12 protein-coding genes are annotated in these 14,783 nt (G+C 72.1%); 6 read left to right on the forward strand and 6 right to left on the reverse strand.

Features of this window, described 5'->3' with window-relative positions; translation table 11 throughout:
• Positions 1-68: 68 nt before the first annotated feature.
• Positions 69-1,775 (reverse strand): glycerol-3-phosphate dehydrogenase/oxidase, encoded by a 1,707-nt coding sequence (locus tag IO29_RS17620; protein ID WP_030380442.1) that lies wholly within the window; start codon positions 1,773-1,775, stop codon positions 69-71.
• A 358-nt stretch (positions 1,776-2,133) separates the two neighbouring features.
• Between IO29_RS17620 and IO29_RS17625 the strand changes: the two genes are divergently transcribed.
• On the forward strand, positions 2,134-3,357 hold the full coding sequence (locus tag IO29_RS17625; RefSeq protein ID WP_030380443.1) for a nucleotide sugar dehydrogenase: 1,224 nt from the start codon (positions 2,134-2,136) through the stop codon (positions 3,355-3,357).
• 608 nt (positions 3,358-3,965) lie between these two features.
• Here the strand turns inward: IO29_RS17625 and IO29_RS17630 are convergent.
• The 4 genes from IO29_RS17630 to IO29_RS17645 all read right to left on the reverse strand — a co-directional run bounded on the left by IO29_RS17630 (position 3,966) and on the right by IO29_RS17645 (position 8,406).
• Entirely contained in the window at positions 3,966-5,090 is a 1,125-nt protein-coding gene (locus IO29_RS17630) for a GuaB3 family IMP dehydrogenase-related protein (protein WP_030380444.1), read from the reverse strand.
• Positions 5,091-5,263: 173 nt separating this feature from the next.
• On the reverse strand, positions 5,264-6,766 hold the full coding sequence (gene guaB, locus IO29_RS17635; RefSeq protein WP_030380445.1) for an IMP dehydrogenase: 1,503 nt from the start codon (positions 6,764-6,766) through the stop codon (positions 5,264-5,266).
• Positions 6,767-6,962: 196 nt separating this feature from the next.
• Entirely contained in the window at positions 6,963-7,538 is a 576-nt protein-coding gene (locus IO29_RS17640) for a sigma-70 family RNA polymerase sigma factor (protein ID WP_030380446.1), read from the reverse strand.
• A gap of 256 nt (positions 7,539-7,794) precedes the next feature.
• On the reverse strand, positions 7,795-8,406 hold the full coding sequence (locus IO29_RS17645) for a response regulator transcription factor (protein ID WP_003948568.1): 612 nt from the start codon (positions 8,404-8,406) through the stop codon (positions 7,795-7,797).
• 428 nt (positions 8,407-8,834) lie between these two features.
• Here IO29_RS17645 and IO29_RS40230 point away from each other — a divergent pair, with 428 nt between their 5' ends.
• A complete protein-coding gene (locus IO29_RS40230; RefSeq protein ID WP_324608167.1) occupies positions 8,835-9,251 on the forward strand; it encodes a WhiB family transcriptional regulator in 417 nt (138 codons plus the stop codon).
• 115 nt (positions 9,252-9,366) lie between these two features.
• Here the strand turns inward: IO29_RS40230 and IO29_RS17655 are convergent, their stop codons facing one another.
• Positions 9,367-10,287: a LysR family transcriptional regulator gene (locus tag IO29_RS17655; RefSeq protein WP_030380448.1), complete on the reverse strand. Its 921-nt coding sequence runs from the start codon at positions 10,285-10,287 to the stop codon at positions 9,367-9,369.
• An 80-nt stretch (positions 10,288-10,367) separates the two neighbouring features.
• On the opposite strand from IO29_RS17655, the gene IO29_RS17660 reads away from it, so the two are divergent.
• From IO29_RS17660 to IO29_RS39480, 4 genes are all read left to right on the forward strand, one after another.
• A complete protein-coding gene (locus IO29_RS17660; RefSeq protein ID WP_033225850.1) occupies positions 10,368-11,051 on the forward strand; it encodes an MOSC domain-containing protein in 684 nt (227 codons plus the stop codon).
• Positions 11,052-11,124: 73 nt separating this feature from the next.
• Complete coding sequence (locus IO29_RS17665) at positions 11,125-11,511, forward strand: DUF3592 domain-containing protein (protein ID WP_030380450.1); 387 nt, start codon at positions 11,125-11,127, stop codon at positions 11,509-11,511.
• A gap of 93 nt (positions 11,512-11,604) precedes the next feature.
• A complete protein-coding gene (locus IO29_RS17670) occupies positions 11,605-12,378 on the forward strand; it encodes an SDR family NAD(P)-dependent oxidoreductase (RefSeq protein ID WP_030380451.1) in 774 nt (257 codons plus the stop codon).
• Positions 12,379-13,824: 1,446 nt separating this feature from the next.
• Positions 13,825-14,769 carry a hypothetical protein gene (locus tag IO29_RS39480; protein ID WP_234307548.1) on the forward strand — a complete coding sequence of 315 codons (945 nt, stop codon included), beginning with the start codon at positions 13,825-13,827 and terminating at the stop codon, positions 14,767-14,769.
• Positions 14,770-14,783 lie beyond the last annotated feature (14 nt).

A 14,783-nucleotide genomic window follows, 5' to 3' on the forward strand; every position in this document is an offset into this window, starting at 1 on the left:
CCCGCCTGCCGAGGGCCCGGCCTGCTTCGCGACTGCCCGGCGCACCGGCCACAGCGGCGGTCGGCCGCCTACAGCGGCACGATGTCCGGCGCGCCCAGCCGTGCCGCGTCGGCCGTCAGGTCGTCCGGCTGGCGCTGCGACTCGCGTTCGGCCTCCACACGCTTCTCGTAGTGCTGGACCTCGCGCTCGACCTGGTCCTCGTCCCAGCCCAGCACGGGCGCCATCAGCCGCGCGACCTCCCTGGCGCTGCGCGTGCCGCGGTCGAAGGTCTCGATGGAGATGCGGGTGCGCCGGGTGAGGACGTCGTCCAGGTGCCGGGCGCCCTCGTGCGAGGCGGCGTAGACGACTTCGGCGCGCAGGTAGTCGTCGGCGCCCGGGAGCGGTGCGCCGAGCGAGGGGTTCTCCGTGATCAGGTCGAGGATCTCCTGGGTGAGCGAGCCGTAACGGTTCAGCAGGTGCTCGAGCCGTACCACGTGCAGGCCGGTCCGCGCGGCGGTGTGCGCCCGCGCGTTCCACAACGCTCGGTAGCCCTCCGCGCCGAGCAGCGGAACGTCCTCGGTGACGCAGTCCGCGACCCGCTGGTCCAGGCCGTGCACCGCCTCGTCGACCGCGTCCTTGGCCATGACCCGGTACGTCGTGTACTTGCCGCCCGCGACGACCACGAGACCCGGCACCGGGTGGGCGACCGTGTGCTCGCGGGAGAGCTTGCTGGTGGCGTCCGACTCCCCGGCGAGCAGCGGGCGCAGCCCGGCGTACACGCCCTGCACGTCGTCCCTGGTGAGCGGCACCGCGAGGACGGAGTTCACGTGTTCGAGCAGATAGTCGATGTCGGCGCTGGAGGCGGCCGGGTGGGCCTTGTCCAGGTCCCAGTCGGTGTCCGTGGTGCCGACGATCCAGTGCCGCCCCCAGGGGATGACGAACAGAACGGACTTCTCGGTGCGCAGGATGAGTCCGGTGGTGGAGTGGATGCGGTCCTTGGGCACCACCAGGTGGATGCCCTTGGAGGCGCGCACATGGAACTGGCCGCGCTCGCCGACCATCCCCTGGGTGTCGTCGGTCCACACCCCGGTCGCGTTGACGACCTGCTTGGCGCGTACCTCGTATTCGCCGCCCGCCTCGACATCCTGCACCCGGGCACCGACCACGCGCTCGCCCTCGCGCAGGAACCCGGTGACGCGGGCCCGGTTGGCGACCCGGGCACCGTAGGAGGCGGCGGTGCGCACCAGGGTGGCGACGTAACGGGCGTCGTCCATCTGCGCGTCGTAGTACTGCAACGCCCCCACCAGGGCGTCCTTCTTCAGACAGGGCGCGACGCGCAGGGCGTGGCGGCGGGTCAGGTGGCGGTGGGAGGGCAGCCCGCGGCCGTGCCCCCGGGCCATCGACATGGCGTCGTAGAGAGCGACGCCCGAGCCCGCGTACAGCCGTTCCCAGCCCTTGTGCTGGAGGGGGTAGAGGAACGGGACGGGCTTGACCAGGTGGGGGGCGAGGCGTTCGAGCAGCAGCCCGCGCTCTTTGAGCGCCTCGCGCACCAGTGCGAAGTCGAGCATCTCCAGATAGCGCAGTCCGCCGTGGATGAGCTTGCTGGACCGGCTGGAGGTGCCCGACGCCCAGTCACGGGCCTCGACCAGCCCCGTGGACAGGCCGCGGGTGGCCGCGTCCAGTGCCGTGCCGGCGCCGACCACGCCCGCTCCCACGACCAGCACGTCCAGCTCGCGCTCGGCCATTCCCGCCAGTGCCTCGGCGCGCTGCGCCGGACCCAGTGCCGCTGTCCTCACCGCTGCCTCCCGCTGTTCGTCGCGTCGGCCTCACCCGTCCGGCGAGTCCCGGCCCACATCCCCCATGCCCGCAATTCTGACCGTCTTGCCCGACTTCGGCCACCAGCCGCCCTCAGCCTGTGGACAACCACGGGCGCCAGGACATCCGCGCAGGCCGGGGACCCCGCCCCGACCCTTCGCACACGAGCTGTCCACCGTGCCGCGACGCCCGCACCTGCCGGAACACTCATGAAGACGCGCCGAACCAATCCAGCAATTCGGTCATATTTACTCCTAGTCTGACATTGCGCTCGCTCATTCTGTCCACAGGGCTTGCGCGACTGCCCCGCTCCGGTTATTGGGAAGGACGGCCCACTCCATGCCCGCAGATCTCGCCGTCATCGGACTCGGTCACCTGGGCATGCCCCTGGCCCAGGCCGCGGTGACAGCCGGCATTCCCACGGTCGGGTACCGCACCGGGCCCGACGCCGGCTCCCTCACCGCCGCGGAGCTGCGCCGGATGCACGCGAGCGGCTTCCGCGTCACCACGGGCCCCGCCGAACTCGGCCGCGTCCGCACCGCCGTCATCTGCTCTCCCACTCCGCGGGGCACCGACGGCACGCTCGACCTGGGACAGGTGGAGGCCGCCGCCCGCGCCCTCGCGGCCCGGCTGCGCCCGCACACCACGGTGATCCTCGAATCGGCCGTGTACCCGGGGACCACGGAGGAATTCCTGCGCCCGCTGCTGGAGAAGGGATCCGGACTGCGGGCCGGCCGCGACTTCCACCTGGCGTACTCGCCGAGCCGGGTCGACCCCGGCAACCGCGGCTTCACCCCCGCCAACACCCCCAAGGTGATCGGCGGGCTCACCCCCGCCTGCACCGAGTCGGCCGCCGCGTTCTACGGCCGCCTCACCGACAAGGTGGTACGCGCGCGCGGACCGCGCGAGGCGGAGACGGTGCAGCTCCTGGAGACCAACTACCGGCACGTCAACATCGCGCTCGTCAACGAGATGGCCGTGCTCTGCCACGAGCTGGGCGTCGACCTGTGGGACGTCGTGCGCTGCGCGGAGACCAAACCGTTCGGCTTCCAGGCGTTCCGCCCCGGCCCCGGCGTCGGCGGCCACACCGTCCCGCTCGACGACCTGACCGGCCCCCACGGACCCGCCGGCGGCCGCACGCTGCGCATGGTGGAACTCGCCCAGCAGGTCAACAACGACATGCCGCAGTACGTCGTCCAGCGCGCCGCCGCGCTCCTCAACGAGCACGGCAAGTCCGCGCGGGCCGCACGCGTGCTGCTGCTCGGCGTCACCTACAAGCCGGACGTCGCCGATCTGAAGGGCTCGCCGGCGCACGAGATCGCGGTCCGGCTGACGGAGCTCGGCGCCTCCCTCAGCTACCACGACCCGCTGGTGCACTCCTGGAGCGTGCTCGACCGGCCCGTGCCGCGCGCGGACTCGCTCTACGAGGCGGTCGCCGACGCGGACCTGACGATCCTGCTCCAGCAGCACCGCACGTACGACCTCCAGGGCCTGTCGGTCAAGGCCCAGCTCCTCCTCGACACGCGGGGGGCGGCACCGACGGGGGCGGCGCATCGGTTGTGAAGGGGGCGCGCGCGGAGACAGCGAGCTCCCGGGGCTGATGGCACACGGGCGCTACCGCCGCTAGCGTAGGAAAGCTCCTCCGGCACCCGGACCGCCCCACAGCGAATCCGGTACCGTACAAAAGGGCGGAGCCCGCCCCAGCGGGTTACTGAGGCAGGCTCCAAGATGGTTCACGGAGTGTCCACCCCTAATTGTCGTAGGGGTGGCCGCTCACCATCCGAAAATCCGCAAGATCCACCTCCTCCGGCACTGCACCGTCCGAAGACGGATCCGGTCCCAGCGGGTGGGCCTGCGGTGACGTTCCATGGGCGCCCCCTTCCACGACGCTGCCCAGAGACCCGGTGGACAGCACGTGCGAACTCGGGCCGGGCCCCGAGGGCCGGGGTCCGGAACGATGTCCTTGGAAGGGGGCGACCCAGACAACTGGGGCGCCGGAAACGGACACTACCGTCCCAGCGGCGCCGTACCGCTCGTTCTCACCGCGAACACCACCGCACGCCCCCTTCCGCGAAAACGCGCCCCCGCCATCGCAGTTGGGCATGCGAAAGGGGCCCGGTCGCCCCTCGCGGGCGGCCGGGCCCCTCTCCGTGCTCAGGCGCGGCGCGGTGTCATCGCTTGTGCTGCGAGTCCGCCACCGTCACCTCGACGCGCTGGAACTCCTTGAGCTCGCTGTAGCCGGTCGTGGCCATGGCGCGGCGCAGGGCGCCGAAGATGTTCATGGAGCCGTCCGGGGTGTGCGAGGGACCGGTGAGGACCTCCTCGATGGTGCCGACCGTGCCGAGGTCGACCTTCTGGCCGCGCGGCAGCTCCTCGTTGACCGCCTCCATGCCCCAGTGGTGGCCGCGGCCCGGCGCGTCCGTGGCGCGCGCGAGCGGGGACCCCATCATCACGGAGTCGGCGCCGCAGGCGATCGCCTTGGGGAGGTCCCCGGACCAGCCGACGCCGCCGTCCGCGATCACGTGGACGTACCGGCCGCCGGACTCGTCCATGTAGTCGCGGCGGGCCGCCGCGACGTCCGCGACGGCCGTGGCCATCGGGACCTGGATGCCGAGCACATTGCGCGTGGTGTGCGCGGCACCGCCGCCGAAGCCCACCAGGACGCCCGCCGCGCCCGTCCGCATCAGGTGCAGGGCCGCGGTGTAGGTGGCGCAGCCGCCGACGATCACCGGGACGTCGAGCTCGTAGATGAACTGCTTCAGGTTGAGCGGCTCGTGCGCACCGGACACGTGCTCCGCCGAGACCGTCGTGCCGCGGATGACGAAGATGTCCACGCCCGCGTCGACGACCGCCTTGGAGAACTGAGCCGTCCGCTGCGGGGACAGCGCCGCCGCCGTGACGACGCCGGAGTCGCGCACCTCCTTGATGCGCTGCCCGATCAGCTCCTCCTTGATGGGCGCCCGGTAGATCTCCTGGAGCCGGCGGCTCGCGCTCTCCGCGGGCAGCTCGGTGATCTCGTCGAGCAGGGGCTGCGGGTCCTCGTACCGCGTCCACAGGCCCTCGAGGTTCAGCACGCCGAGGCCGCCGAGCTCGCCGATGCGGATCGCGGTGGCCGGGGAGACGACCGAGTCCATGGGAGCGGCCAGGAACGGCAGCTCGAACCGGTAGGCGTCGATCTGCCAGGCGATCGAGACCTCCTTCGGGTCCCGCGTACGGCGGCTGGGGACGACGGCGATGTCGTCGAAGGCGTACGCCCGGCGGCCGCGCTTGCCGCGCCCGATCTCGATCTCAGTCACGTCTGTGGCCTTTCCCTGATGCGTTGCAGCGCCTTCCAGTATCCCCGACGGGTACGACAGCGCCCCCGCGCAGGTACGCGGAAGGGCGGTCCCGGGGTTCCGGGACCGCCCTTTTCGTGCCTCACGCGCGCGTGGAGCACGTCCGCACGCGCGCGTGGAACGCGTTCACGGCCTCACTTGCGGCTGTAGTTGGGCGCCTCGACCGTCATCTGGATGTCGTGCGGATGGGACTCCTTCAGGCCCGCCGAGGTGATCCGGACGAACTTGCCGTGGGTCTGGAGCTCGGGGACCGTGCGGCCGCCGACGTAGAACATCGACTGGCGCAGGCCGCCGACCAGCTGGTGGACGACCGAGGAGAGCGGGCCGCGGTAGGGCACCTGGCCCTCGATGCCCTCGGGGACGAGCTGCTCGTCGGAGGCGACGCCCTCCTGGAAGTAGCGGTCCTTGGAGAACGACTTGCGGTCGCCGCGGGTCTGCATGGCGCCGAGCGACCCCATGCCGCGGTACGACTTGAACTGCTTGCCGTTGATGAACAGCAGCTCGCCCGGCGACTCCTCGCAGCCCGCGAGCAGCGAGCCCAGCATCACCGTGTCGGCGCCCGCGACGAGGGCCTTGGCGATGTCGCCGGAGTACTGCAGACCGCCGTCGCCGATGACCGGGACACCGGCCTCCTTGGCGGCGAGCGAGGCCTCGTAGATGGCCGTCACCTGGGGGACGCCGATACCGGCGACGACCCGCGTCGTACAGATGGAGCCGGGGCCGACGCCGACCTTGATGCCGTCCACGCCGGAGTCGATGAGCGCCTGGGCGGCCTCGCGGGTGGCGATGTTGCCGCCGATGACGTCGACGTGGGAGTTCGACTTGATCTTGGCGACCATGTCGCCGACGAGCCGGGAGTGGCCGTGCGCGGTGTCGACGACGATGAAGTCCGCGCCCGCCTCGATCAGCGCCTGGGCGCGCTCGAAGGCGTCACCGGCGACGCCGACCGCGGCGCCGACCAGCAGGCGCCCCTTGGCGTCCTTGGCGGCGTTCGGGTACTTCTCGGCCTTGACGAAGTCCTTGACGGTGATGAGGCCCTTGAGGATGCCGTTGTCGTCGACGAGCGGCAGCTTCTCGATCTTGTGGCGGCGCAGCAGCTCCATGGCGTCCACGCCGGAGATGCCGACCTTGCCGGTGACGAGCGGCATCGGCGTCATGACCTCGCTCACCCGGCGGGAGCGGTCGGTCTCGAAGGCCATGTCGCGGTTGGTGACGATGCCGAGCAGCTTGCCGGCGCCGTCGGTGACCGGCACGCCGCTGATGCGGAACTTGGCGCACAGCGCGTCGGCCTCGGCGAGGGTGGCGTCCGGGTGGATGGTGATCGGGTCGGCCACCATGCCGGACTCGGAGCGCTTGACGAGGTCGACCTGGTTGGCCTGGTCCTCGATGGACAGGTTGCGGTGCAGCACGCCGACGCCGCCCTGGCGGGCCATCGCGATCGCCATGCGGGACTCGGTCACCTTGTCCATGGCGGCGGACAGCAGCGGGATGTTGACCCGCACGTTCTTGGAGACGTACGAGGCGGTGTCGATCTCGTCGGGAGCCATGTCCGACGGGCCCGGCAGCAGCAGCACGTCGTCGTAGGTCAGCCCGAGTGTCGCGAATTTCTCGGGCACTCCGTCGACGTTGGCAGTCATGACACCTTCCCCATATGGCCTTGCTCGGTGCGGATGTCCATGCTAACGGGAAGCGCGGACGCGTCATTCCACGAACGAGGCGCCCCTCCCGCTTCGTACGTTCGTACGGGCCGGGTGACCTGGGCGTTCACCGAAGGCCTTCCGGTGTGGGAGGCATCACGGCGGCAGCCGTGGGCCCGCTGCCGGGCGGCAGCGGCTACTGCTCCGCGAGCGCCCGCAGACGGCTCAGCGCACGGTGCTGGGCGACCCTGACGGCACCCGGGGACATGCCCAGCATCTGTCCCGTCTCCTCGGCCGTCAGACCCACCGCGATGCGCAGCAGGAGCAGCTCCCGCTGGTTCTCGGGGAGGTTGGCGAGGAGTTTCTTGGCCCAGGCGGCGTCGCTGCTCAGCAGGGCACGTTCCTCCGGGCCGAGCGAGTCGTCCGCGCGTTCGGGCATCTCGTCGGACGGGACGGCGGTGGAGCCGGGATGGCGCATGGCCGCGCGCTGGAGGTCCGCGACCTTGTGCGCGGCGATGGCGAAGACGAACGCCTCGAACGGGCGTCCGGTGTCCTTGTAGCGCGGCAGCGCGAGCAGGACGGCGACACAGACCTCCTGGGCGAGGTCCTCGACGAAGTGGCGGGCGTCCCCGGGAAGGCGGGAGAGCCGGGTGCGGCAGTAGCGCAGTGCCAGCGGATGGACGCGGGCGAGCAGGTCGTGCGTGGCCTGCTCGTCGCCGTCCACCGCGCGGTGGACGAGAGCACCGATCACCGTCGTCTCGTCGTCGCGCATCGGTCCATGGTGCCTTGGCGTCGCCGGCTCCGTGGCACCGTGTCCGTACTTGTGCACCGAAGCGTTATGAGCAGGTGCGCCGGAAGCCATGTCCTGCGCCCTCCCCTCCCGCTCGACCGACTCGTCCCCGAGGAACTCCACACCTCAAGGATGCGGCATCCGCGGCGAAACCGGCGGCGGGTGCCCGGTGCGCTCCGGTGCCACCCCCGCCCACCTGCTGGTAGGCGGGGATTCCCGTGCCCCCGCGGTCGTCCACCTAGCGGACCAGGCCCCAGCGGAAACCCAGGGCCACCGCGTGGGCGCGGTCCGAGGCGCCGAGCTTCTTGAACAGCCGCCGGGCGTGGGTCTTGACCGTGTCCTCGGAGAGGAACAGTTCGCGGCCGATCTCGGCGTTGGAGCGGCCGTGGCTCATGCCCTCCAGGACCTGGATCTCGCGCGCGGTGAGCGTGGGCGCGGCGCCCATCTCGGCGGAGCGCAGCCGGCGGGGGGCTAGCCGCCAGGTGGGGTCGGCCAGGGCCTGGGTGACGGTGGCCCGCAGTTCGGCGCGGGAGGCGTCCTTGTGGAGATAGCCGCGGGCGCCGGCGGCGACGGCGAGGGCCACGCCGTCCAGGTCCTCGGCGACGGTGAGCATGATGATGCGCGCACCGGGGTCGGCCGACAGCAGCCGGCGTACGGTCTCGACGCCGCCCAGACCGGGCATGCGTACGTCCATCAGAATCAGGTCCGAACGGTCCGCTCCCCAGCGGCGGAGGACTTCCTCGCCGTTGGCCGCGGTCGTCACGCGCTCGACGCCGGGCACGGTCGCGACCGCGCGGCGGAGCGCCTCTCGGGCAAGCGGGGAGTCGTCGCAGACGAGGACGGATGTCATGGCCGCCCTCCGCAGCTGATGCGCGTCACCTTGAGCCTCCAGGCTGGTACGAATCGTCACCGGTGCGGTCGACGCCCGTGGGCAGCGGATGCCACCTGCCCGGGCGCGTGTTCCTTCAACCGCCATCCGCACTCTCAACGATGGTCACTCGAAAGAGTTACGGTGCAGCGAGCCGCCTTCGGCACTGTACGTGAGGGCGCGGACACGGTGCAGACATGCGGGGCGGACCTTCGGACTTTCCTCACGAGCCGTGCCCCATTCGGCCGGTTTTCTTCCCGTTTCCTGGTGTCTGTGGCTAGATTCGCAATGAGTCATATTTTCATCTCCTTAGATCGTGGTACGTCGTCATCGCAGACATCGATGCGGTGCGAACGGTGCGGACGGTCACGAGCACGCATCCGCTCAGAACGGCAACAAGGGGACTCGCAATGGCAGATTTCTCCCGTCTTCCCGGTCCGAACGCGGATCTGTGGGACTGGCAGCTCCTCGCGGCCTGCCGCGGGGTCGACAGTTCGCTCTTCTTCCATCCCGAGGGAGAGCGCGGTGCGGCACGGAGCGCTCGTGAGAACTCGGCCAAGGAGGTGTGCATGAGGTGTCCCGTACGCGCCGAGTGCGCGGCTCACGCGCTGGCCGTGCGCGAGCCGTACGGCGTGTGGGGCGGGCTGACCGAGGACGAGCGCGAGGAGCTCATGGGGCGGGCGCGGAACCGCCTGGTATCGGCGGCGGCGCCGGCCGCGGGGCGCAGCGGGGGCCATGTCTCGCACGACGGCGTCTCGCACAGTGGCGTCGCGCACCACAGCGCCTCGAACGCCGGCGCTTCGAATATCGGCCTCTCGAACAACTGAAGGAACGTTTCTTCCGATACGTCAGCGTTTCGATCCGGTCCGTTCCGGAATTACCAGGGCTGCCGGCAGCTTCCGCTTCCGACGATTTCCACCGGGGCACGCGCGTGCGTGCCCCTTACTTTTCCGCGGGAACGTCCCGCCGGTGACCGGCCGCACGGGACAGTTCCCGCAGCGTCGCCGTGACCGCGGGGACCTGCGCCAGGTCGGGCAGGGTGAGGGCGACGACCTCGCGCCGGACCTCGGGCTCCAGCGTGACCGTGCGCGCGCCCCGAGGGCGTACCGACTCGACCGCGAGCTGCGGCAGGACGGCCACGCCGAGGCCGGCGCCGACCAGGCCGACCACGGCCGGGTAGTCGTCGGTCGCGAAGTCGATCCGGGGGGTGAAGCCGGCGGCGCGGCACACCTCGACGAGCTGTCCGCGGCAGCGGGGGCAGCCGGCGATCCACGGTTCGGCGGCGAGGTCGCCGATGGCGAGGGAGCCCGCGCCGGCCAGCCGATGGCGCTCGGGCACCAGTGCGACAAGACGGTCGGTGAGCAGGGGACGCGCGACCAGGTCGTCCCATTCCTCGGCTCCGGTCGCGCCCGCGTAACGGAACGCCAGCGCCACGTCGCAGTCGCCCGCGCGCAGCAGTTCGACCGACCGCGGTGGCTCGGCCTCCTCCAGGGAGACCCGGGTGCCGGGGTGCGCGGCGCGCAGGGCGGCGAGAGCGGTGGGTACCAGCGTGGAGCTGCCGCTGGGAAAGGAGACCAGGCGCACCCGTCCGGCACGCAGTCCGGCGATGGCCGCGATCTCCTCCTCCGCCGCGGTGAGCCCGGCGAGGATGCCGGAGGCGTGCCGGACGAGGGCCTCACCGGCCTGGGTCAGCCGCATCTCCCGGCCACTGCGGACGAGGAGCGGCGTGCCGACGGACGCCTCCAGCGCCTTCATCTGCTGGCTGACGGCGGGCTGGGTACAGCCCAGTCGGCGCCCGGCGGCCGAGAAGGAGCCGGTAGCGGCGACGGCGCGCAGTACACGGAGATGGCGGGCCTCTATCACCTGGCGAGCATAAGACTTTCTTGGGTGAGAGGGGAAATAACCCATGGACACTTTGAGGTCCGGGCGGTTACTCTGCGTGCATGAAAGTTCTCAGCCTGAACGTCGGACGTCCCCTCGCCGTGCCGTACACCCACCAGCCGGAGGGGCTGACGGGTATCGACAAATGGCCGGTGGAGGGCCCGGTACGGGTGGCGGCACCGGGGCCGAAGGGCATCGGCGGGAGCGGGCTCGCCGGTGACGCGGTGTGCGACAGACGGCACCACGGCGGAAACGACCAGGCGGTGTACGCCTACGCGCGGGAGGACCTGGACGAGTGGGAGCGCGAGCTGGGACGCCGCCTGCGCAACGGCGCCTTCGGCGAGAACCTGACGACGGAGGGGCTGGACGTCTCGGGCGCGGAGATAGGTGAGCGGTGGCGGATCGGGGGCGAGGACGGTCCGGTGCTCGAGGTCTCGTCGGGACGCATACCGTGCCGGACGTTCCAAGGTCATCTCGGAGAGCCGGGCTGGGTGAAGCGGTTCTCGCAGAAGGGGGTCACGGGGGCGTATCTGCGGGTGATCGAGGAGGGAGTGATCCGGGCCGGCGACGCGGTGGAGATCGTACGGAGACCGGGGCACGGAGTGACGGCGACGCTGGAGTTCCGGGCGACGACGACGGAGCGGGAACTGCTGCCGCGGCTCGCGGTGGCGGGGGAGGCGCTGCACACGGAGGTGCGCGAGGAACTGGAGCGGTTGCGGGCCGCTCGGGGGATCGCGCCGGCGTAGGGGGAGGCTGCACCGCACGTCCCATGTGCTGCTTTCATGCTGGTCACCGATGCGGTGACGAACGGGGGAAGAGGTGTCCGACACGATCGTCTACGACGTCTTCGCTGCGCTGCTCGCGGTCGTGGTGGTGTGGCAGATGCGGCGGCGGCTGATACTCCGCTCCCGGGGCCGGGAGATCACCGCGCGGTGCTTCGACCGTCAATGGCGCGGAAGGGGAGGTCCGCAGTACCTGCTGAGCTACACGACGCCGGACGGCGTCACGCGGACACACACCGCGGGAGAGAGCGACGTCCCACCGGGCACCCGGGAGGGCGACAGCGTCACGGTCCTCTTCGACCCGGCGTCGCCCCAGCGAGTGGAAACCGCACGCATCTCCCGAAGACCGCTCTGGAGGCATTACGACATGATGGGCGTGACGGGACTGGCCCTCGGCATCCTGCTGGTGACGCACGTCCTGTAGGCGGCCGTCATCCGGTGCCTCCGGCGATCCTTACGTGGGCCCGTCCCCTCCTTGGGGGACGTCGGGGACGGCACGGGCCCCTAGCCTTGGCGCATGACTACCGCTCTGATCACGGGATCGACCTCCGGAATCGGTTCCGCCTTCGCGCGGCGGCTCGGGGCCGACGGCCATAGCCTCGTTCTCGTCGCCCGGGACACCACGCGTCTGCGGGAGCAGGCGACCGAGTTGCACGACCGCCACGGCGTCGAGGTCGAGGTGCTCACCGCGGACCTCGCCACGGACGCCGGCACCGACACCGTGGCCGCCCGCCTCGGTGACCGTACGCACCCGGTCGACCTGCTGGTCAACAACGCCGGCTTCGGCAACAAGGGCCGCTACCTCGACGTGCCCATGGCCGACGAGCTCCGCATGATCAAGGTGCACTGCGAGGCGGTCCTGCGGCTGACGTCGGCCGCGGCGGAGGCGATGCGGGAGCGCGGGCGCGGCGGAGTGGTCAACGTGGCCTCCGTCGCCGCGTTCGTCCCGCGCGGCACGTACGGGGCGTCCAAGGCGTGGATCGTGCAGTTCACCCAGGGCGCGGCGAAGGACCTGGCGGGCAGCGGCGTACGGCTGATGGTGCTGTGCCCGGGCTTCACCCGCACCGAGTTCCACCAGCGGGCCGGGATCGGCACGGACAACATCCCCGGCTGGATGTGGCTCGACGCGGACAAGGTCGTCGCGGCGGCCCTGGCGGACCTGGCCCGCGGCAAGTCGCTGTCCATCCCCGACCCCCGCTACAAGACACTCATGGGCCTGGCCAGACTGACCCCACGCACACTGCTCGGCACGATCACCTCCCGCACGGGCCGCCGGTACGGGCCGCGGTAGCCGCGGCGGATCAGTCGGGCGCCGGCGCGCGCTGCGCAACGGAATCCGCCACCGCGGCCTCGCCCGGTGGTCCGCGGAGCGTCGCCGTCGTCGCCACGGCGTCGCGACCGATCCGTGGGCGGTGCGCGCCCGCAGGTGTGGGACAGAGGCTCTCCGCTGCGGCGGCAGGCACGCCCTTCTGTGGACGGTAGGCGCTTGGCGCCGCGATGCGGTGTGCGGCGGCCCTGCCCCTCGCGCGGGGGGGGGCAGTCGGCCGGGCCGCGGGTGTCGGGGGCGTCATTGATATGGCGCCGAACGGCCGCTGAGGGTGAGGGGTGTCACCCGAACGTGTGATCTGTCGTGGTCCGGGCCTTACGGGGTGTGCCACTGCGGCGTACGGTCCAGTCGCGGCGGCACGCCCGCGCGGAGCGGAGGAAGCCGCGGGGCGGGGCACGGGCGCGGGCGGAGACGGGTCGCGGACGGCGGGTCCGTACACAGCAGGCTTGCACACAGCAGGTCGCATACGGCTGGTCGTTCACGGTTGGTCGTGCACAGGGGAGAGGGCGGCATCGCGTGAGCGCGGACACCGGTGGTCGGGGCGAGTTGTTCGTCGGCGGCGCCGATGCGGGGGGTGCGGCGGTGGAGGCCGGGGTACGGCGGGTGCCGGGGCGGGTGTGGACGGTGCGGCTGGATCCGTTCGGCGGTCCCTCCTCGGGCGCGGTGCGGCTCAGTTGCTCCTCCCCCGACTGCGGCGATCAGCGGCTGCCCGGCGCCCCCGAAGGGCGCAAGGCCGCGGTCGCGCACGTCAACACGCATCTCGCCGGCGTCCGTGCGGGGGGCGGGCCACGCGGTGAGGCGTGGTGCGGGTGCCGGGCCGCCGACTGCGGCTGGCACTCCCCCGAGATCCTCTCGGGGCCGCGCGCGGGGACGCGGCCGGCGGCCGGCGCGGGGCGGTGCGGGGGGCCGGTGGTCCTGACGGTGTTCGCGGACCGTGCGGGGCGGCTGTGGCGGATCGCGGAGGTGTGCGCGCGGTGCGCGGCCGCCACGCAGGGGTGCCGGGTGCTGGACACGGCCGCGCCGCCGGCGGCTCCGGCTCCGGTTGCGGCTCGTACGGCGAGTTCGGGCGGGGAGCGGGAGCCGGTGGCGGGTGGTGGCGGTGGCGGTGGCGCGATGGTGGCCGTGTTTTCCGACGGCGGAGCGACGTCCGGGGCGCCGGCCGACGGGCCCTCGGCTCCGACCCCGGCTTCGGCTTCGGCTTCGGCTTCGGCTTCGGCTTCGGCTTCGGCTTCGGCTTCGGCCAGGGGTGTTGCCGAAGGTTCCGGTTCCGGTGGGGTCTCGGGGCCGGAGCCCCGGCCTGTGCCGAAGCCCGGTGCGGAGGGGCGGGCCGACGTGCCGGGGGCTCGGACCGATGGGGCGCGTGGGGCGGGTCGGCGGGCGCGGCGGTGGGGGAAGATCGCGCAGCGGATCGTGCCGTACGACCTCCAGCCCGACGTCCTGCGGCTGGAACTCATCGAGCTCGGCGACGCGTTCCGTGAGTACCAGCGCCGTCCCGACCCCGACCTCGCCCTGCTCGCCGGGCTCCACGACCGCAAGGCCCGCGCGTTCGCCCTGTGGGCCGACGTCACCGGTGACTCGACGCTGCGCGAGGAGGCGGAACGGGCGGAGAAGGCCGCGCTGGCCGCCCGGCAGATGAACGAGAACCGCGTCGGGGTGCCCATGGGCGAGGGCGGGCCGGCGGTCGAGCGGCTGCTGAGCCGTGCCCAGGCCGTGCACGCCCGTACGGTCCTCGCCCACGTCCGGGACCACTCGCCGCGCCCCGAGCCCGAGGTGCGGCTCGCGGTGTTCATGCTCACCCTGCGGGCCGCGCGCGCCGGCCTCGGGAACGTCACCGGACAGGACTTCACCGGCTGGTTGCAGGGCGATGCCGAGCGGGTGCTCGAGCAGCTCCTCGACTCCGGCTGGCTGCGGCTGCCCGAATCGGTCACCGTCGCCGACACGCTGGCCGCCCGCTCCGAGGACCCCGCCGAGATCACCGTCCCGACGCTGCTGCCCAGCGACTCCCGCCCGTTCTCCTTCGGCAAGGTCAGCCGCGCGCGGCTCTCCGGATGGGCGCAGAAGGTGGTGGGCGACCGGAAGCTGCGCAAGAAGAAGGCGGGTGCCGCGACCCGGCTCCTCGCGCTCTGGACCGCCGGTCATGTCCGCCCCGACGGGCGGCTCGGCGGCGTCGAGGACGACGGTCTCGACCTGGCCGGGGCCGCCGCGTTCTGCGGTCTGCCGCCGGAGGAGCTCGGCCCGCACGTCGAACGGCTGCTCGCCGCGGACTGGCTCACCGAGGGCGAGGCCGACACGGACGCGGGCCGGCTGCGGGGGCGGCTCTCGGAGCGGGTGCTGTCGCTGGGGGCGCTGCTCTGAAGGGGCGTCGGACG

The sequence above is a fragment of the Streptomyces sp. NRRL F-6676 genome, from assembly GCF_000725625.1.
Classification (GTDB): domain Bacteria; phylum Actinomycetota; class Actinomycetes; order Streptomycetales; family Streptomycetaceae; genus Streptomyces.